Genomic DNA, 18,218 nt, shown 5'->3' with positions numbered 1-18,218 from the left:
GCCCCCACCGATCAAAGGATCGATGGGGGCGAATCGCGTTGGAACTACTCCGAATCGGTGAGATACCCACCGCGAGCGAAGAACTGGGCCGGGTCCTGGTCGACCCCGTCGGCGTCGCGCAGGGCGGTGATCACCAGCGCGTGGTTGCCGCCACGGAAACTGTCGGGACCACACACGACCGCCGCCGCACCGTCGACCACGACCACGCGACCGGGCGTGCCGCCGAAACGGTAGTCCGACACGGCGCCGGTCAGGATCTCGACCCGACGGCCACGGTAGAAGCTGAAGGCGGGCGGATACGGGTCCGACAGCGCGCGCACGAACCGTTCGAGGTCGACCGCCGACCAGGTCCAGTCGATGCGGCTGTCGATCTCGGAGCGCTTGTGGAAGTAGGTGCGTTCGGCCCGGTCCTGCGGCCGCCAGACCGCGGTGCCGTTCTCGATCGCGTCCAGGGCCTCGTTCAGGGCGGCGGGGATCAGATCCATGCCGGCGAGCACGAGTTCGGTGCCGGTGGCCGTCGGGCCGATCGGCAGCGACTTCTGCACGATGATGTCGCCGGTGTCGAGGGTCTCGTCCATCCGGTGCACCGACAGGCCGGTCTCGGCCTCGCCACTGATCAGCGCCCACAGCACCGGCGAGAAGCCGGTGAACTTGGGCAGCAGGGAGTCGTGCAGATTCACGGTGCCGTGCGGGGGCATCGCGTAGAGCTCGGCGGGCATCCAGGTGTACCAGCTGTTCACGACGATGATGTCGGGTTCAGCCCGCTTGACGAGATCGATCGTCGCCTCGTCGGCCCGCTCGGTCAGGTGCACCGGGATTCCGCGCTCGCGCGCGAGCTCCTCGACCGAGTCGTTCCAGATCGCTTTGTAGGAGGACTCGCTGGCCGGGTGGGTCACCGAGAGCACGACCTCGTGCCGGGAGTCGATCAGCGCCTGCAGAGTCCTGCGTCCCCAGGTCTGGAAGCCGAATGTGACGATTCGCATGTGGTAAGGCTAACCTATCGACATTTGTCATGCGGATGTGGCATCGATCAGTACCCGTTCACCCGGTGGTGGCCCGCGTAGTCCATGCTTGTGCCGTGGTTATCGCGTCTGATGTCGTTCCCGTGCGCGGCAGTGAGTATTCGGTCCTGTTGCGGCGCATCCGGGAGGCGGACCTGCTCGACCGGCAAGTGCGGTATTACGGGTGGAAGAGCGCGCTGACCGCCGTCGTCTTCTTCGCGGGGTGGGCGTTGTTCGTCGCGCTCGGTGACTCGTGGTGGACCCTCGGTGCCGCGGTGGTGTTGGCCGTGGCCTTCTCCCAGATCGCGTTCCTCGGCCACGACGCCGGGCACAAGCAGATCTTCGCCGCGCGCCGACCCAACTACCTCTACGGCCTGATCGCGGGCAACCTCGCGATCGGCCTGAGCATCGGTTGGTGGACCAGCAACCACAACCGCCACCACGCCCACCCCAACACCGAGGGCGCCGACCCTGACGCGATGGGCGTGCTCGCCTTTTCCGGCGACCGCGCCAAAGCCGGTCGCGGTTGGCGCCGATTCATCTTCCGCTACCAGGCGTGGCTGTTCTTCCCGCTGTTGCTGCTCGAAGGCTGGAGCCTGCACTGGAAGAGCGTGGTCGCGGTGTTCCGCTGGCCCATCCCGAACCGCGGCTGGGAAGGCGCGCTGCTGGCCGCCCACGCCATCGGCTACGCGTCGACGGTGTTCCTGGTCCTCTCGCCCGGCAAGGCCGTGGTGTTCATCCTCGTGCACCAGGGCCTGTTCGGTCTCTACATGGGCTCCACCTTCGCCCCCAATCACAAGGGCATGGAGGTCCTGCCCGAGGGCGACAACACCGACTTCCTGCGCCGCCAGGTCCTCACCTCCCGCAACGTGCGCGGCAGCTTCCTCGTCGACACCGCCATGGGCGGCCTCAACTACCAGATCGAACACCACCTGTTCCCGAACATGCCCCGCGCCAACCTCCACCGCGCCCAACCCCTGGTCGCCCAGTTCTGCGCCGAAATCGACGTCCCCTACTGCGAAACCGGCCTGTTCGAGTCCTACCGCCAGGCCATGACCCACCTCAACGAGGTCGGCCGCGAGATCCGGTAGCCGCGCATGGACACCGCACCACGCCTGGTCGACAGCCGTCTCGTACTACGACTGGTGAGCGGCGTCGAGATCAGTGAAAGCGGTCGAGCTGAGTGGCGCACCAGACGAAACGGATACCAACCACCGACCATAGCCGCCTCCGCGTAGCACCTACGTGCCGATGGGCTCCGGTTCAGGCGAAGGCGAAAAGCACGGGGACGGTGACGACCACCGCCGCGGCCCATATCCCGTAGATGGGGAGGTAGCGGGTTTGCCAGTGTTCGAGGGCGGCGAAACCTCGGGTGCGGCGGAGGAAGCCGACGGTGAGGTGGGCGGACCAGGTGAGGTTGACCAGGAGGACGAGGTTCAGGCCCAGGGCTACGAGTTTGTTGGGGGTGAAGCCGAATTCGGCGATGCGGGTGAGCATGGCGGTGAGCATCATCAGGTCGACGATGAGGGCCGTGACGACCAGCAGGAGTTGCAGGCGGTCGAAGAGGCCGGGTGGGGCCAGGGGGTCGCGGGCGGAGATCGTGTAGAGGATCAGGCCGAGGACCAGGACCAGGATCAGGTCCATCAGGATCAGTAGGTCGCGGTTGACGCCGGTCGGGCTCGGGGTGGTCGAGAACGCGATGAGCAGGGCGAACAGCATGATGATGGTGAGCGGGGTGAACACGCGGGTCAGCACCGGGGCGATGTTCTCCACGACGTTCTGTTTGGCCTCGACCAGCCAGGCGGCGACGATCACCGCGCCCGCCATGCCGAAGGGCAGCACCCAGTCCTCGATGATCGGTTCGATATCGAAGTCGAGGGTGTTGAACGCGCCGACGGTCAACCCGATCAGGACACCGCCGCCGAGAGCGAGCAGGGTCAGGTACACGAACCATTCGCCGGTGAACCGGATGAAGTCCATCCGCCGGCGACCCGAGCGCCAATCACCGCCCGCGTAGGCGAGTCCGACCACGAACCACAGTGCGATGGGCGCGTGGATGCCGGCGATCACCTCGGTCGACCCGCCGGACTCGAACGGATACAGGTTCAACACCAGCGCGGCGAGCACGAACGGCACGACCAGCACGGCGCCCACCCGCACCGAAACCTGCCGCTTCCACGCGAAATAGCCTGCCAGGAAAGGCAGGACGAGCAGGCTGATGTTGAGCGCCAACCGCTCTCCGGGCAGCCAGGTGAACCCGGCCTTGACCGCGAGCGCGGCCACGACGGCGAGCGCGAGCACCACCCACAGTTCGGTCGACTTCGTGGAGTTCTCGTCGTCCTCGGGCACGAGAACCAGCTGTTTCCACAGCCTTTCGGAATGTTCGTGCGCGAACTCCCGCGAGATCGCGTCCACGCTCCCCATCCGCTTGACCGCGACGAGAAACGCCTCGTCGTCGGTCAATCCGGCCTGCTGAAGCGTCGAGATCTGTTCGCGCAGATGGTCTTCCATCTCGTCCACGTCGGCCGCGGAGATCGCGCGATGGCGCTGGACATAGCCGCGCCACTCGTCCACGAGTACCTGCAGGGTCATCACGCCCACCCCGCCGCCGGCGGCTGGGTCGCCCCGCGCCAGACCTGCTCGAGCGCCTCGGCGACCACGCCCCACTGTGCCCGCCGCTCGGCGAGCGCGGCTCGCCCGGAATCGGTGATCAGGTAGTGCTTGCGGCGACGCCCTCCCTCGGACACCCGCCAGGTCGAGGACACGTGCCCCTGCCGTTCGAGGCGGTGCAGCAGCGGGTACAGCATCCCGTCGGTCCACTGCATCCGCCCGCGTGACACCTCGTTGACCTGCGCGAGGATGGCGTAACCATAGGATTCGCCCTCGGCCAGAATGCCCAGTACCAGCGGCGTCGCCGAGGCCGCCACCAGATCCTTGTCTATCCGCATCGCACTCCTGTACCTAGAAGATCTAGGTCGTAACCTAGCAGACCTAGGTATCAGGGTGATGATGACGCCACCCTAGGGTGAGGATCTCGTTCAACTGCCTAACGGTCGCCCGGGGTGTCCCGATGAAGCCTGCATACAGCGCGCCACCGCGCGTAGGGGACACGGAATCGAGGAACCATGAAGAACACAATTCGGATGGGTGCGCTGATCGCCGTTGCCGCGGCGTTGGTGGTCGGGTGCGACAGCGAGAGTACTTCGGGGGCAACACCTTCCGTGTCGACCACGCAGGCTCCGGTCACCCAAACGCCCAGCGACACCGAGCCCGCGCCCGGGACCTCGACGGTAGTCGAAACACCTTCGGCCACAGCTGATCCCACCACTCCCGCCGACGACATCAGCGGCTCGGGACTGTGCCTCGACCCGAGTTCGACGGGCGTGCAGAACGCCCTGGCGGGCTTGGAGGGTAGCTGGGTCGCCGGGGACGGCTCCACCGATCAGCCCGGTAACTGCGGCAACCTGCTCTGGTTGCGCGCGATCGGCGGCAACTCCGCGGGCGCCCCGATCCACGTGCTGTTCTTCCACGACGGAAAGTACTTGGGCACCGGCACGTCCGAGCCCTACGCCTTCACCAGCGTGGTCGGTTCGAGCAGCGACGCCGTCACCGTGAACTACCGCTGGCTGGTCGCCGACGAACCCTTCGCCGCGCCCCAGGGCGGACCCGCGACCATCACCTACTCGTGGACCGGTTCGGGTGTGACGATGAGCGGCCCGCTGCCGTCGGAGGTCACCCAACCGCACCGGTGATCAGCGCTGCGGGTGCAGCACCAACACCGTGATCTCGCTCGGTGCGAACACCCGCAGCTGCGGGCCCCAGAAACCGGTGCCGCGGCTGGTGTAGAGCTGGGTGTCGTTGGCGTGCCTGCTCAGACCGGCGACGACCGGCTGATCGAGGCGGACCAGGTAGTGGAACGGCCAGATCTGGCCGCCGTGGGTGTGCCCGGAGATCTGCAACGCGACCCCGGCCGCGGCGCTGTCGGCGATCTGTTTGGGCTGGTGGGCCAGCAGCACGACCGGCAGCGCGGCGTCGACGCCGGCGAGCGCGGCGGGCAGATCGGGGCCGTGACCGGGCAGGCCGACCCCGGTCGGATCGTCGATACCGGCGATGACGAGCCGGTCGTCGTCGCGGGTCAGCACCCGGTGCTCGTTGTGCAGCGGCTGCCAGCCCAGCGAGGCCATGTAGTCGATCCAGCCCTGCGCGTCACCGAAGTACTCGTGATTGCCGGTGATGTAGAACCGGCCCAGCGGCGCCTCCACCTTGCCGAGCGGATCGACCTGCGCCTGCCGTTTCAGCACCGAACCGTCGGCGAGATCACCGGCGTGGCAGGCGATATCGGGTCGCTGCGCGTTGACCACCTCGACGACCCGCTCGGACCAACGTCGCCGATCCAGCGCCGCGAAGTGGGTGTCGGTGACGACCACGACGCGCAACCCGTCGAGCCCGTCGGCCAGCCCGCGGATCCCGACATCGACCGTGCGAACCCGGGGGATCCGGCGCGCCTCGTACACACCCCACGCGACCAGTACTGCGGACACGACCAGCACCCCGACGGCGACGACCCGCGTCCCGTCGACCCCGCCGACCGCCAGCGCGCCCCGCGCGAACAGCCCGATCACCGACCACGCGAACACCACCCACACCACGCCGAGCAGGGTGTCACCGACGATCACCGCCGGATCGGATTGCGCCGGGCCGTGGCCGAGGAACATCGCGGCGGGCAGGGCCGCGAAGCCGAGCAGGCACACCGCGGTGCCGACCCAGAACAGCGGGCCCGAGCCGCCGGTGGGCGCGGCGACCAGCATCCACCAGGGCAGGGCGAACAGCGCCGCCGGAATCAGCAGCATCATCAGCAGTCGAACAGCGAGCTTCACGACATCCCGTCCCTTGGCTGGGCCGCCAAGGAGGAACCGGTGGCCACGGATAAACCGCCAGCCTAGCCGCGTCACGCCCGGCTCAGCACTGTGGCGCAGGCGACAGCCGCGACCCTGATCGGTCGCCCCGGGTGAAGCTGTTGCCCGGCATCACAATTCGATGTGCCGGTGCGAACAGGGGCGCGCTATGCTGCCCGGCAGGGTCCCACCCGCAGGCGAAACTGCCGCGGTGGGGCGAGCGGGGACGCGGCTGGGCCGCACGAACGAAAGGTCTGCACACCGATCATGCGTGGCGTAATTGTGGGAGGGGCGCCGCGGCGCCGAGGGCTGGCCCGACGGGTGCTGGCCGGGGCGGTGGTGGCGGTGTTGCCGTTCGGCGCGTCGGTGGCGCCCGCGGCGGCCGACGCCGATCCGTCGGCGATCGACTTCCGGGTGGACTCGGCGATGGGCGAGATCAACACCAGGATCATTCGCGCGGCCGACGGCAATACCGATCGGGTGGTCTACCTGCTCGACGGCGAACGCGCCGAGAACGACCTCAACGGCTGGGAGAAGCACACCACCATCCCCGCCCAGATGGCCAAGTTCAACATCAATGTGGTGATGCCGGTCGGCGGGCAGTCCAGCTTCTACGCCGACTGGGACCAGCCGAGCAACTTCTTCGGCACCAACCCCGACGGTTCGCTGCTGCCCAGCGCCGACTCCGGTTCGGCGATCGGCGGCTGGGAGGACACCCAGGGCAAGACCAACACCTACCAGTGGGAAACCTTCATCACCAAGACCCTGCCCGACGCGCTGAAGTCCCGGCTCGGGTTCAGCGCCACCCGCAACGGTGTGGTCGGCCTGTCCAGCGGTGGTAGCGCGGCGCTGCTGATGGCGGCCTACTACCCCGAGCAGTTCACCTACGCCGGGTCGCTGTCGGGCTACCTGCACATGTCGATGCCCGGGATGCGCGAGGCGCTGGCCGGGGCGATGATCGCCAGCGGCGGCTACAACATCGAGGCGATGGCGCCCGCGGGCAGCGAGAAGTGGCGTCGGATGGACCCCTACGGGTTCGCCGAGAAACTGATCGCGAACAACACCCGCCTCTACATCTCCTCCGGGAGCGCCACACCCGCCGACCAGGACCTGTCCTCGATCGACGCGATCACCCAGGGCATGCCGCTGGAGGCGATCGCGCTGGCCAACACCCGATCGTTCGAAAAGCGTGTCACCGCACTGGGTTACGAGAACGTCAGCTACGACTTCCCCGAGATCGGCATCCACAACTGGGGTACCTGGGAACAGGTCGCCATTCGCCTGATGCCGGACATGGCCCGCAATATCGGTAAGCCGCTGCCCGCCGGGGCGACCCCGCCCGCCGGTGGTGCGCCGCCCGCCGGTGCGCCGCCCGCCGGTGGGCCGCCCGCCGGTGGGCCGCCTGCCGGTGGGGAACCGCCGAAGTAGTCACCGCCGGAATCGAAACCGCCACCACTGTCGTTCTCGTGGTGGCGGTTTCGTGCTTCTCCGGCGAGATCCCTGCGCCCTGCGGGTCGCGCTGTCCGTCGGCTAGCCGGTTCGGATGGGGGAGCCCTCGGTCAGGCCCCAGCGGGTTTCGGTGTGGACGGTGATGTCGGCCGGGGGAGCGGTGACGATGCGGGTGAGGCGTTGGAGTTCGCCCCAGTCGCGGGTCCAGTCCTCGGCCAGGTAGGCGGGAATGGTGCGCGACTGCATGAGCAGGCCGGTCCAGCCGAGCGGGCCGCCGCCGGTCTCGCCCTGCCAGGTCTCCGAGACCTGGGCATTGAGCTTGTCGGGTTGGATCCGCCAGATCGGCATCTCCGCCACACCGTCGCGGTGATCGAACGGGCGCTGGCACGGGAAGGCCAGGCCCACATGCCAATCCGCGAGAACGGGGTCGGTGCTGCCGACGACGGTGCTCAGGGTCGACAGCTTCGGCAGGCGTGGTGGGGTGATCGCCAGCCACTGCATGGGGTCGGGTTCACCCGCTTCGACGACGAGACGAACTGCCGTGGTGCCCGCGGGGATTCGATCCAGGTCGATCGGGAGGTTTCGCCAGCCCGGTGCTCCGCCGACCGTCGGCGGGGTCGAATCGCCCAGGGCGGTGAAGGTTCCGCCGTCGGTGCGCGTGGCGTACTCGACGCGCACCTTCTGTCCCGGCATCGGCGAACCATCCGGGCCGACACCCGCGATGCGCCCGGCCACCGTCAGGATCAGGACGCGGTACGCCGGATTCTGCTGTGCGGCAGCCAGATCCAGCTTGTACCACTGGGTGGTCAACTGTGATCGCTGTGGCGCGCCCGTCGAGGAGTTGCCGAGCACCGGCGTGCGTTCGGGGGCCAGACCGAAGGGCAAGGCCACGGAACTGCCGTTCACGCCTGCCACGGCTGGGGCGGATGAGCCTGGCATTCCAGGGGGTCCTGCGTTCGGGGCTGAACTGCCGCCGGGAGCCGGGCTGTTCGCACCGCCTGACGAGCCGGTCGGGGCACCGCCGTTTCCGGGGCTGGTCGGCGTCCCGTTCGCGCCACCGGGTGCGGAGCCGTTCGCACCGCTGCTCGGCGCTGACGGACCGCTCGGGGCCGAACCGCCGGGGCCGCCAGGGGCGCCTCCGCCGGGACCCGCACCACCAGGACCAGGTCCGGAACCCGAAGGGGGAGCCGAGGATTGGCCGGGGCCAGGGTCGGGAGCGAGACTTCCGATGCCATCGGGAGTGAAGCCGGTGTTCTCGGCGGCCAACCCCTCGGCGACGGATCCGGTGTAGGGCGTGAGCAGGGAGTCCGCCGTACTGGTTTCGACGAGAACGTCATCCGCCATCGCGCACTGGTCTCCGCTCAGCGCGCGCAGGTTGGCGAGGCCGACAGAGTAGGCGGGGTACTGCGAGATCGCGGCTGAGACCAGCGATCCCACCTCGAACAGAACCATGGCCGCCGCGGCCGCCGTCAGCGGCGCGACGCCCGAGATCCTGCGCTGAGGGCGATCGGCGGTGGTGAAGGCGGCCCGGTAGTACTGCACCAGGGCGGTGATCAGGGCTGCCGCTGTCGCGAGGAGGAACAGGGTCGAGACCTCGACACCGGCGAGGGTGGGGGCCCGGTTGGGCCAGGGGACGCCGTAGCCCGAGACGTACCACCAACCGTTCGAGCCGGTGAAGGTCACGGCGAGCAGGAACAGGACCGCCGCCGCGAACAGGGTGCGCAGATAGTCGCGGCGGGTGTGGGTCAGGGCGACAGCGGTGATCGCGGCCAGGGCGGCGGCCAGGCCCGCGTAGACGCCGAAGTGGTGGGTCCACTTGGTGGGGGTGAACATCATCAGCAGCAGTGCCATGAACACCACGGCGAGAATCCGGGTGACCGGGCCGCGCGCGGTGGTGGGGACGCGACCACGGCGCAGGGTCACGATGATGCCGACGGCCAGGCAGCCGAGCATGGCGAGGACACCGAACCGTCGGGCCAGCGAACCGTCGGGGTTGACCGACAGCAGCGAATCCCAGCGGGTGCGTTCCTCGAACCACGCCATATCGGGGCCGACGAGCTGGCGCACGCGGGTGGCTTCCAGGACGGTCGCGAGGGTTTGGTCGGCGAAGACGACGACCAGGACGAGCGTGCCCGCGGCGAGGATCGGGGTGAGCAGCGCGGCGTAGCGCAGCACGCGCGAACCGCCCGATGCCGGGGCGGCGCGGGCGATGATCGTGTGCAGCACCGGTCGCGAACCGGCCAACAGCGCTGCGACGCAGATCAATCCGGTCGGTCCCGCTGCCAGGGAGAACGCGGCGACCAGCACGGCGACGGCGGCGGGCAGCAGTCGACGGGTAGCGATCGCGCGCTCCATCGAGCACCAGGTGAGCAGGGCGCCGACCGCGATCAGCGGCTCGGGGCGCAGGCCGTTGTTGTAGGGCAGCCAGATCGACAGGAACACCGAAGCCGCTGTCCAGCGCGCTGTTCGACTCGCCAGAATCCCGGAACCCAAGCGGGGCAGCACTTCCCGACTCAGCACCAACCAGCACACGAACCCGGCCAGCAGCGCGGGCAACCGCATCCACACCCCGGCCTCACTGATCCGCGTCAGCTGCGCGAGCACCTCGTAGGGCCACCCGAACGGGGCCTCCGCGACCTGGAACCACCGGTAGTAGTTGGCCGTGTAACCGGCCTCCTTCGACGCGCGCGCCATCGTCAGGATGTAGCCGTCGTCGGAACTGTTGGCGCCGATCACATGCCAGACGACCAGCGTCCCGGCCACTGTCGCATCGAGCCCCGTGAACCGCCACCAGCGCGCCGGCAGCACCCGTCGCGTCCGCCGACCATCGCGAATATCGCCGCGGTGCAAGCAGATCAACGCGATCAGCGCGAACAACACCGCCCCGAGAATCGCCCCCAGCTTCCACCCACTCGGACTCGACGAGAACCGCGCATCGATCTCGGCCCGCAGCCGAGCATCCCCCATCCGCCCCCGATCCAACTCGGTATAGACCCCCACGACCTGCGGCCGCACATCACCGGCGACCGTCGCCTTCAACGGCTGCCCATCAGGTCCGTTCATCCCGGTCAGTTCGGCCGTCGTACTCGTCGCGGTGGAGACCACCGTGAGCGCGTCGCAGGCGGCCTGCGTGCTGGGCCGGTCGGCAGTCGGTGCGGCCGAGCCCGGCGGAGGTGTCCCCGCGGGTGGGGCTGCCGGCGAACCAGCGCCGGGCGCGCTACCGGCTCCGCTGGGCGGCGTCGACCCTGCCGGGGGAGCGGCGGGCGGCTGGGCCGAGNNGCCGAGCCGGACGGCGCCTCGCTGCCCGCCGGGGGCGTTGCCGCCGGTGGGGCTGCTGCGGGCGAACCGGCGCCGGGTGCGGTCGGCGCACTGCTCGGCGGCGTCGATCCAGCTGGGGCAGCGGCGGGCGGGCGGCCGGACCCCGCGCCGGGTGCGCCGGTCGCCGGAGCGCCGTTTCCGGCGGGCGGACCGCCATTCGGTGGGGTGGCGTTGGGCGGTGCGCCGTTCGGCGGAGTCGCGTCCTGAGCCGGACCGGCCGGCGTTGGGGCACCACCTCCAGCGGGTGCACCCGTCGGCTGCGAAGGAACTCCCGTTCTGGCGGCCGGAGCCTGCGGACCCTCGGCGTCGGAATCGGGTTCGGCCGGCGGACGGGGCGTGGCGATATCGGTGATCGGCGCGCTCAACAGCACCTTGTCGCGCAACACCACCGACAGCGTTCGACCGTCGCCCGGTCGTTCCTCGATCCGCGCGACCAACCCCTTCGACCCCGCGCGTGGCGCCTGCGCGGGGACCGTGGACAGCACGGTTCCGCCGGTCATATCGCGCAGGGCGGTGCACGGGATGCTCAGCTCGAGCGAGAGCGGCACGTAGTCCACCAGCGGGGCGCTGAGTTGCAGCGATTGGGGTTGGGGCCAGTCCAAGGTGGCGCGTTGCTGGTGAACCGGCAGTAGCGGAGTCGCCACCGCCAGCGCGACACTCAGCGCCCCCGCCGCGATTCCGACCTTGCGTACTCGGCCGAAGCCGGAAGAATCTCCACCCACAAACGACGATGCTAACCATGGTCGTTGGGCGGCTCGCGGTCAGCGCGGACGGCGCAGTTCGGTGACGGCGATCCGCGCCGCCTCGCCGATCGCGGCGTCGACCACGGGCAGCACCGGATCGGCCCGTGCGGCGCGGGTGAACACGGCGACCGCCACCGGTGTCTCACCGGGGAACTCGATCACCGCGACCTCGTTGCGGATCACCCCGATGGTGCCGGTCTTGCCCGCGACGAGCACGCCGCGATGCGGGAACGCGGCGGTGATGCGATGCGGCCAGATCTGCTTGGCCATCACCGCCCGCGCGAATGCCGTACTCGCCGTGGACACCACCTCGCCCGACCACAGCTTCCCCAGGAACCGGGTCATCTCCTCGGGCGTGGTCGCACTGGCATAGGACGGGTCGTAGGCCGACACCGTCCACGCCTCGTCATTGTCGGCCAGCGCCGCGAAAGCGTCTGCGGTGCTGTGGGTGTCGGTATCGCGCACCAGGCTGCGATGCTGGTCGGCGGTGCCGCCGAGGATACGGGTGCCGGTGAGTCCGAGTTCGTCGACGAGCTCGCTCACCGCCGCGAGCCCGACCTCGCCGAGCAGCACATCGGCGGCGGCATTGTCCGACACGGTCATCATCGAGGTGGCCAGGTCGCGACGGCTCAGCGTCACCGGATCATGCAGTGCGGCAAGGCCGGTCGGGCCGGGCGTGCAGTCGGCCGGGTCGATGGTGAGGCGGTGCGCGGGATCGATCAGCCCCCGGTCGACTTGGCGCAGGAACGCCGCCAACAGCAGCAACTTGTACACCGACGCGATCACCACCCGCTCGTCCGAGCCCACCCACACCTCACCGGGCGAGCCGTCACACCGCCGCGCATGCAGCCGACCCGCACACCCCGCGTCCGCGAACACCGCGCGAATCCGTGCCGCCGCGGTCCCGTCGTCCGATCCGGAACCGTGGCGCTCGGGACCGTTCATCGCAACCGCTCTCGATAGAGCACCCGATCGAGCACCTCGGCCTGCGCACCGGCATCGGAACGCCGAATCACCCGCACCCGCAACGCCACCGACTGCGGCGCCAGGGTCAACCACGCGACTCCGGGCATCGGCGTCGGGGAGGTGGCGGTGACGCCGAAACCCGTTCCGGCGGCGACCGCGGCCAACACCGCGCGGTCGTCGGGAGCTGCCAGCGACGGCACATCCAGCCCCCGCTCCCGCAGCAGATCGACCATCGCGTCGAAGGCGGGCGGGTTGGCCGCCCGTGGTGGATGGGCGAAATGTAGCCCGGCCAGCATCGGGAAAGTGGGCCGTTCGGTGCGGGTGGTGCGGTGATCGGCCGGCACCACCAACCAGCGCGGCAACTTCACCACCGGCCCGGCCTCCACCCCGTCGACCAGCGCCGGATGCTCGACCACCGCCACATCACACACCCCCGCACGCACGTCCGCGACCAGATCGACGGTCGAGCCCAGCGTGGTCGCCACCCGTCCGCCCGCCGCCCGCAGTCCCGCGACGCAGGCGGCGACCAACCGGTCGGACAGCGCGCTCGTCCCCGCGAACCGCACGGTGCCGCTGAGCTGGGCGATCCGCTGGGACTCGGCGAGCAGCCGGTCGGCGTCGTCGACGAGCAACCGGGCGCGCGGCAGCAGTTGGCGGCCGGCGGTGGTGAGCAGCGCGCCCTGGCTGGTGCGGTGGATGAGTTCGACATCGAGGTGCTGTTCGAGGCGCCGCAAGCCCTGCGACAGGGGTGGTTGGGTCATGTCCAAAGCCGCTGCCGCCCGCCCGAAGTGGCCTTCCTCCGCGACGGAGACGAAGAACCGGAGGTGGCGGATCAGATCCATCACGCCATTGAACCAGCGCCCGCGCCGCGACTCGGTCGAACGGCGGGGACGGCCCGGTCGCGCACCGGTGTCGCCCCCGATTTACCAGCCCCTACCTGCGGTGATATCAACCGCGACTCGTCCAGGGTGCTGTCCGATATTGGCCACGCACCGGCTCTCGGTGATGTCGTGCACCGGTGACCGCCACCCGCGTACCCCGCCCGCACATTCGGATCGCCGCCGTCGCCCTGGCGATCTCGGCCCTCACGGCCTGCTCGACCACCGAACAGGCCCCGACGACAACTGTCACGGCCACGCCGTCTTTCGCCGATCTGGAAACGAAATATGGTGCCACACTGGGACTCTCGGTGGTCGACACCGGTTCCGGTGCGACCGTGAACTATCGCGAGAACGAGCGTTTCCCGATGGCCTCGACCTTCAAGGGACTCGCGTGCGGCGCTCTGCTGCAAGCACATCCGCTCGCCACCGGCTACTTCGACCAGGTCATCCACTACACCCCCGCCGACATCGTGGTGAATTCGCCCGAAACCGAGAAACACACCGACACCGGCATGACCGTGGCCGCGATCTGCCACGCCGCGATCACCGTCTCCGACAACACCGCGGGCAACCTCATCCTCCGATTGCTGGGCGGCCCAGCGGGTTTCACCGCGTTCCTGCGCACCCTCGGCGACTCCGTCTCCCGCCTCGACCGCTGGGAACCCGAGCTCAACACCGCCGTCCCCGGCGACGAACGCGACACCACCACCGCCGCCGCCCTGGTCGCCGACTACCGCGCGCTCGTGCTCGGCGACGTCCTCGGCGAACCCGAACGCACCCAACTCGCCGACTGGTTGCTCGCCAACACCACCGGCGCCGAACGCATCGAAGCGGGCTTGCCGACCGACTGGAAGGTGGGCGACAAAACCGGCACCCCGGCCTACGGTTCCGCTCTCGACGTGGCCGTCGCGTGGCCGCCGGGGCGCGCTCCCGTGGTCCTGGCGGTCCTGACCACCAAGTCCGAACAGGACGCCGAACCATCCAACGATCTCGTAGCCGAAGTAACGAAAGTCGCCGTCGACGGGATCAAATGACTAGACACTTCTGCCCGTCACCCGCGCCCGATCGGCTCACTGACCAGGAGATTCACCCATGAAGCGAACCCTCACCGCCCCCGCTACCCTGCGTCGCACCGCCTGCGCGGCCGCCGTCGTCGCGGGCTTCGCCGCCGTCGCCGCGCCCCCGGCGTCGGCCACCGTCACCGGCATCGACATCGCGCCCTCGGCCTCCTTCGGCCTGCATCCCTACGGCACGACCTGCTCCTACACCGTCAACGTCACCGTGGACGACAACTCCAAGAAGGTCTACTTCTTCGAGGAGGGCCAGGGTCCCAGCGGCTTCGCCGAGGCGACCCCCGTCGACGGTGTCGCGTCGGCCACCTGGGTGCCGTCCAGGACCGACATCACCTACATCTACGCCGTTCAGCCGGACGCCTGGCCCGAAACCAGACTGCCCGTCAGCGTCGGCTCCGGCATCGACACCGGCTCCGGCTGCATCGCCCTCTGAACCACGCCCGAGCGTCGGATCGGCATCCCCGGCAACGCGCTCAACGTAGACGCCAACCCGAGGCAACCGACGCCGCGCAACGCGACGGTTCATCACCGGCCGACACGAACAGCGCCGTGAGCATGGGGATGCCGTAACCCAGCGCGGCCGCGGGCAGGGGACCGGTCGCGACCATCCCGGCCAGCCCGTGGCCGACGGCCCAACTCTGCGTGGCCAGGTCCAGCGGGTCGGTCGCGGGGCGGAACCGGCCGGCCGAACGCCCCGCGTCCACCGCGCTCACCAGCCGTTCGAGAGTGGCATCGGCGGCTCGCGCGTCCTCGAGCTCGAACCCGGCATCGAACATCACCCGGTAGAGATCGGGATTGGCCACGGCGTTCGCCAGATAGGCACTGCCGAGCGCGGCCAGGTCGTGCACGGGATCGTCGGTGGTCACGACCTCGGCCAACCGGGCAGCCAGACGCGTGAAACCTTCCTGGCGAACCGCCCGCCACAGACCGTCCATGCCGTCGAAATAGGTGTAGACGGCCATCGTCGAGACCTCGGTCCCGGCCACCAGTCCACGCAGCGTGACGGGCCGCCGCTCGCGCAACAGCAGCGCCGCCCGGTCGATCAGCATCGATCGCACCGCGGGATTCTTCGTCCTGGCCATAGCCACAGAATACATAACATTGCTATGGTAAATGCCAACCGACGATGGGAGACGGCATGACGGTGGAACTGGTCAATCCGGCGGGACTGCCCGCACCGGAGGTGTATCGGCAACTCTCGATCGCCACGGGCACGCGGTTGGTTTTCCTGGCCGGGCAGGTGGCGCGCGACGCGGACGGAAACCCGGTGGGGGCAGGCGATTTCGCGGCGCAGGTCGAGCAGGCCTATCTCAATATCGGTACCGCGCTGGCGGGTATCGGCGGCTCGTTCGACGATGTCGCGAAGCTGACCATCTATGTCGTGGATTGGGGCCCGGAGAAATATCCGCTGTTGGGCGAAGGGGTGGCCAGGGCGGCGGCGAAGCTGGGGGTGGATCCGGTCAAGCCGATCACCCTGATCGGTGTCGCCGCACTGGGCGAGCCGGACCTGCTGGTCGAAGTGGAGGCCACCGCGGTGCTGGACTGAGGAAAACTGTTGGACCGTACCAGATTCTATGGTGACACGGGCCGGAACGAGTAGTGAACCCCGTCTCCTCGAGTGGCAAGCGACGTGAGCCCTCGTTATGCTCACTCCGAAATTGGAACAGGCTGCCTTGCTGCGTGTTCGAGTTCACAACCGGATGGCTGGGGGACTGTGAGTACTGCGGAAGTACGGCCGACGGCACCGGCGAACGCTGCGTCGGAACAGGCCGGTGGCACCGGGTTCGCGGTGATCGGCGCCGCTGTCGCGCTGGTGGCGATCGGCATCGTGACCACGGTCTTCGCACCACCGCACATCGGATTCCCGGTCCTCGCCGCAGCCCTGTCCGCGGCGCTGATCGGCTGTCCCGCAGTGTGGTTCGCGCAGCGCCAGGGCGCACGGGCGCGAGACAGCGCCGCCGCCGCCGAGCGGGCCGAGCAGCAGCTGGCCGCCACCGTCGCCGAGGCGAACGAGCGGGTGGCCCGCGCCGACGAACACACCGCCGCGTATGCCTGGGAAGCACAAGAGAATTCGCGACGCGGGGCCGCCGCCCTTGCCGCCTTCTCGGGAGCCGCGGGCCGCATCCAGGCGATGACCACCTCCATGCTGGCCGAGCTGCGCGAGATGGAACACCGCCACGCCGACCCGCGCGTGCTCACCGACCTGCTCCACATCGACCACCGCACCGCCCAGGCCGGTCGCCTCGCCGACAGCATCGCCGTGCTCAGCGGCGCCCGCACCGGTCGGCGCTGGGCCAAACCCATTGCGATGGAATCGATTCTGCGCGGCGCGATGGGTCGGGTGGCCGGCTATCAGCGCGTGCGGTTGCGTGCCATCGCCGAGATCGGCATCGCCGGGCACGCCGCCGAGGGCGTCATGCACACCCTGGCCGAACTCCTCGACAACGCCTGCAACTTCTCCCCGCCGACCACCGAGGTGCATGTCTACGCCGCGGAAGTGCCTGCGGGCGTGGTGATCACGATCGAGGACAGCGGCCTGATCATGAGCGATTCGGCGCTGCGTCGGGCCGAAGCCGCCGTGAGCGGGCGCAACCTGCAGGGCAAGGGCGCCGATCTGGCGTCGCTGTCGGGGACCAGGCTCGGGCTCGCCGTTGTCGGTCACCTGGCGCGCAAACACGAACTCACCGTGTCGTATCGGCCCTCGGCCATCGGCGGCACCGCCGTGGTCGTCGTCATCCCGCGCGAGCTCACCGCCCGCGCCGAACGCCGCAGCCGCCACGTGCTCCCCGCCCCGCGAACCCCCGAACCCACCCTGAGCCAGTTCGACAGCCCCATCCCGCGCCGAACCGACACCGGCACCATGGAATTCGGCGAATCCTTCGACACCGACGCCGTGGAAGCGCTGGGTCAGCACGCGCGCCCCGAGACCAACGGCGCGACACCCTCGCTGCCGAAACGTCGCCGCGGCGACACCCTGGCGCGGGTCCACCCGGAGGGACTCACCAACACCACACCCGCGACCGCCCCACCGTCGAAACCCGCTGCGCTCGGGGCCTTTCAGCGTTCGGCGCCGGGCCGCAATCCCACATCCGACGAACCTGGCAGCGCCGCCACGGCTCCCGACCCCTTGGAGGACCGATGACCACCACTGCCTCAGCACACCTCGGTTGGCTGCTCGAGAAGTTGCTCGCCCGCACCCCGCGCACCCGCCACGCCCTGCTGCTGTCCGGTGACGGCCTGAAGATCTGCCACACCCCGGAACTCGACGTCGACCGCGCCGACCAGTTGGCCGCGATCGCCGCCGGATTCCAGAGCCTGTCGCACGGGGCTTCCGTCGAGTTCGGTGACGGGCGTGGCGGAGTTCGCCAGTCGATGACCGAGTTCTACGGCGGCATCCTGTTCGTGGTCGAGGCGGGACGCGGCGCGCACTTAGCGGTGGTCGCCGCCGAGGACGCCGACGCCGGGCTGGTCGGGCACACCATGCACGAACTGGTCGAACAGCTCGGCGAACACCTGGCGGCCCAGCCGAGAGTGGCGGGTGCGCGATGACAAGGGCGGGGCGCGACGACGACCCCGACCGGTTCTACACCCTGACCGGCGGCCGCGCCCCCGTCACCGAGGACTTCGACCTGGTCACGCTGGTGGTCAGCGAATCCGCGCCGGTGGCGGGCATGACCTCCGAGCAGACGGCGATCCTGGAGATGTGTCGGGCCCCGACCGCGGTGGTGGAGATCGCGGCCGAGCTGCGCCTGCCCGTCGGGGTCGCCACCGTGGTGCTCTCGGATCTGCTGCTCGCGGGCAAGATCACCGTTCGCCCACCACTGTCGGCGGCGATGTCGCTGGATGCTTCCACCCTCGAGAAGGTGCTCGTTGGACTTCGCAAGCTCTGAGA

At 69.4% G+C, this 18,218-nt stretch carries 17 protein-coding genes and 1 pseudogene; 9 read left to right on the top strand and 9 right to left on the bottom strand.

The window, feature by feature from the left end; genetic code table 11:
- Nucleotides 1-44: 44 nt before the first annotated feature.
- Nucleotides 45-983, bottom strand: coding sequence for a methionyl-tRNA formyltransferase (locus tag ACFP3H_RS08600; protein WP_378602129.1), 939 nt, complete (start codon nt 981-983; stop codon nt 45-47).
- 95 nt (nt 984-1,078) lie between these two features.
- On the opposite strand from ACFP3H_RS08600, the gene ACFP3H_RS08595 reads away from it, so the two are divergent.
- Entirely contained in the window at nt 1,079-2,092 is a 1,014-nt protein-coding gene (locus tag ACFP3H_RS08595; protein ID WP_378602126.1) for a fatty acid desaturase family protein, read from the top strand.
- Nucleotides 2,093-2,264: 172 nt separating this feature from the next.
- Here ACFP3H_RS08595 and ACFP3H_RS08590 read toward each other — a convergent pair whose 3' ends face one another.
- Complete coding sequence (locus ACFP3H_RS08590) at nt 2,265-3,593, bottom strand: permease prefix domain 1-containing protein (RefSeq protein ID WP_378602122.1); 1,329 nt, start codon at nt 3,591-3,593, stop codon at nt 2,265-2,267.
- The gene (locus ACFP3H_RS08585) at nt 3,593-3,949 is read right to left on the bottom strand and encodes a PadR family transcriptional regulator (RefSeq protein ID WP_378602119.1); all 357 of its coding nucleotides are present in this window, start codon (nt 3,947-3,949) and stop codon (nt 3,593-3,595) included. The genes ACFP3H_RS08590 and ACFP3H_RS08585 overlap by 1 nt, the downstream gene beginning before the upstream one ends.
- Nucleotides 3,950-4,126: 177 nt before the next feature.
- On the opposite strand from ACFP3H_RS08585, the gene ACFP3H_RS08580 reads away from it, so the two are divergent.
- Nucleotides 4,127-4,753, top strand: a complete 627-nt coding sequence (locus ACFP3H_RS08580; protein WP_378602116.1) for an LppP/LprE family lipoprotein — start codon at nt 4,127-4,129, stop codon at nt 4,751-4,753.
- Here ACFP3H_RS08580 and ACFP3H_RS08575 read toward each other — a convergent pair whose 3' ends face one another.
- Nucleotides 4,754-5,878: a metallophosphoesterase gene (locus ACFP3H_RS08575; RefSeq protein WP_378602113.1), complete on the bottom strand. Its 1,125-nt coding sequence runs from the start codon at nt 5,876-5,878 to the stop codon at nt 4,754-4,756.
- 285 nt (nt 5,879-6,163) lie between these two features.
- Here ACFP3H_RS08575 and ACFP3H_RS08570 point away from each other — a divergent pair, with 285 nt between their 5' ends.
- The gene (locus ACFP3H_RS08570) at nt 6,164-7,324 is read left to right on the top strand and encodes an alpha/beta hydrolase (protein ID WP_378602111.1); all 1,161 of its coding nucleotides are present in this window, start codon (nt 6,164-6,166) and stop codon (nt 7,322-7,324) included.
- A gap of 102 nt (nt 7,325-7,426) precedes the next feature.
- Here the strand turns inward: ACFP3H_RS08570 and ACFP3H_RS08565 are convergent, their stop codons facing one another.
- From ACFP3H_RS08565 to ACFP3H_RS08550, 4 genes and pseudogenes are all read right to left on the bottom strand, one after another.
- A complete protein-coding gene (locus ACFP3H_RS08565) occupies nt 7,427-10,732 on the bottom strand; it encodes an arabinosyltransferase (protein ID WP_465263755.1) in 3,306 nt (1,101 codons plus the stop codon).
- 323 nt (nt 10,733-11,055) lie between these two features.
- A pseudogene (locus ACFP3H_RS26335) lies at nt 11,056-11,307 on the bottom strand (hypothetical protein); the annotation flags it as partial.
- A gap of 117 nt (nt 11,308-11,424) precedes the next feature.
- Nucleotides 11,425-12,351: a serine hydrolase gene (locus ACFP3H_RS08555; protein ID WP_378602105.1), complete on the bottom strand. Its 927-nt coding sequence runs from the start codon at nt 12,349-12,351 to the stop codon at nt 11,425-11,427.
- Complete coding sequence (locus ACFP3H_RS08550) at nt 12,348-13,214, bottom strand: LysR family transcriptional regulator (RefSeq protein WP_378602102.1); 867 nt, start codon at nt 13,212-13,214, stop codon at nt 12,348-12,350. The genes ACFP3H_RS08555 and ACFP3H_RS08550 overlap by 4 nt, the downstream gene beginning before the upstream one ends.
- 176 nt (nt 13,215-13,390) lie before the next feature.
- On the opposite strand from ACFP3H_RS08550, the gene bla reads away from it, so the two are divergent.
- Together bla and ACFP3H_RS08540 are read left to right on the top strand one after the other, a co-directional pair.
- Nucleotides 13,391-14,287 carry a class A beta-lactamase gene (bla, locus tag ACFP3H_RS08545; protein ID WP_378602099.1) on the top strand — a complete coding sequence of 299 codons (897 nt, stop codon included), beginning with the start codon at nt 13,391-13,393 and terminating at the stop codon, nt 14,285-14,287.
- Between the two features lie 58 nt (nt 14,288-14,345).
- Nucleotides 14,346-14,759, top strand: coding sequence for a hypothetical protein (locus ACFP3H_RS08540; RefSeq protein ID WP_378602096.1), 414 nt, complete (start codon nt 14,346-14,348; stop codon nt 14,757-14,759).
- A 40-nt stretch (nt 14,760-14,799) separates the two neighbouring features.
- On the opposite strand, the gene ACFP3H_RS08535 is transcribed toward ACFP3H_RS08540, so the two are convergent.
- Nucleotides 14,800-15,408, bottom strand: coding sequence for a TetR/AcrR family transcriptional regulator (locus ACFP3H_RS08535; protein ID WP_378602093.1), 609 nt, complete (start codon nt 15,406-15,408; stop codon nt 14,800-14,802).
- 56 nt (nt 15,409-15,464) lie between these two features.
- Between ACFP3H_RS08535 and ACFP3H_RS08530 the strand changes: the two genes are divergently transcribed.
- The 4 genes from ACFP3H_RS08530 (at nt 15,465) to ACFP3H_RS08515 (ending at nt 18,216) form a co-directional block, all read left to right on the top strand.
- Nucleotides 15,465-15,872, top strand: a complete 408-nt coding sequence (locus ACFP3H_RS08530) for a RidA family protein (RefSeq protein ID WP_378602090.1) — start codon at nt 15,465-15,467, stop codon at nt 15,870-15,872.
- A 168-nt stretch (nt 15,873-16,040) separates the two neighbouring features.
- Nucleotides 16,041-17,468 carry a sensor histidine kinase gene (locus tag ACFP3H_RS08525; RefSeq protein WP_378602088.1) on the top strand — a complete coding sequence of 476 codons (1,428 nt, stop codon included), beginning with the start codon at nt 16,041-16,043 and terminating at the stop codon, nt 17,466-17,468.
- Nucleotides 17,465-17,875 carry a roadblock/LC7 domain-containing protein gene (locus ACFP3H_RS08520; protein WP_378602086.1) on the top strand — a complete coding sequence of 137 codons (411 nt, stop codon included), beginning with the start codon at nt 17,465-17,467 and terminating at the stop codon, nt 17,873-17,875. The genes ACFP3H_RS08525 and ACFP3H_RS08520 overlap by 4 nt, the downstream gene beginning before the upstream one ends.
- Nucleotides 17,872-18,216: a DUF742 domain-containing protein gene (locus tag ACFP3H_RS08515; protein ID WP_378602083.1), complete on the top strand. Its 345-nt coding sequence runs from the start codon at nt 17,872-17,874 to the stop codon at nt 18,214-18,216. The genes ACFP3H_RS08520 and ACFP3H_RS08515 overlap by 4 nt, the downstream gene beginning before the upstream one ends.
- The last annotated feature ends 2 nt before the right edge of the window (nt 18,217-18,218 follow it).

Source organism: Nocardia lasii, assembly GCF_042658545.1.
Lineage (GTDB): Bacteria > Actinomycetota > Actinomycetes > Mycobacteriales > Mycobacteriaceae > Nocardia > Nocardia lasii.
Note: the sequence above shows the minus strand (reverse complement) of the source record. Positions and strands in the feature narration are given on the sequence as shown.

What these genes read in the sequence shown, in the direction of transcription:
- ACFP3H_RS08580 (WP_378602116.1), top strand. Translation starts at nt 4,127, where the DNA reads ATGAAGAACACAATTCGGATGGGTGCGCTGATCGCCGTTGCCGCGGCG.
- ACFP3H_RS08535 (WP_378602093.1), bottom strand. Translation starts at nt 15,408, where the DNA reads ATGGCCAGGACGAAGAATCCCGCGGTGCGATCGATGCTGATCGACCGG.
- ACFP3H_RS08600 (WP_378602129.1), bottom strand. Translation starts at nt 983, where the DNA reads ATGCGAATCGTCACATTCGGCTTCCAGACCTGGGGACGCAGGACTCTG.
- ACFP3H_RS08555 (WP_378602105.1), bottom strand. Translation starts at nt 12,351, where the DNA reads ATGAACGGTCCCGAGCGCCACGGTTCCGGATCGGACGACGGGACCGCG.
- ACFP3H_RS08515 (WP_378602083.1), top strand. Translation starts at nt 17,872, where the DNA reads ATGACAAGGGCGGGGCGCGACGACGACCCCGACCGGTTCTACACCCTG.
- ACFP3H_RS08540 (WP_378602096.1), top strand. Translation starts at nt 14,346, where the DNA reads ATGAAGCGAACCCTCACCGCCCCCGCTACCCTGCGTCGCACCGCCTGC.
- ACFP3H_RS08585 (WP_378602119.1), bottom strand. Translation starts at nt 3,949, where the DNA reads ATGCGGATAGACAAGGATCTGGTGGCGGCCTCGGCGACGCCGCTGGTA.
- ACFP3H_RS08590 (WP_378602122.1), bottom strand. Translation starts at nt 3,593, where the DNA reads ATGACCCTGCAGGTACTCGTGGACGAGTGGCGCGGCTATGTCCAGCGC.
- ACFP3H_RS08570 (WP_378602111.1), top strand. Translation starts at nt 6,164, where the DNA reads ATGCGTGGCGTAATTGTGGGAGGGGCGCCGCGGCGCCGAGGGCTGGCC.
- ACFP3H_RS08530 (WP_378602090.1), top strand. Translation starts at nt 15,465, where the DNA reads ATGACGGTGGAACTGGTCAATCCGGCGGGACTGCCCGCACCGGAGGTG.
- ACFP3H_RS08550 (WP_378602102.1), bottom strand. Translation starts at nt 13,214, where the DNA reads ATGGATCTGATCCGCCACCTCCGGTTCTTCGTCTCCGTCGCGGAGGAA.
- ACFP3H_RS08520 (WP_378602086.1), top strand. Translation starts at nt 17,465, where the DNA reads ATGACCACCACTGCCTCAGCACACCTCGGTTGGCTGCTCGAGAAGTTG.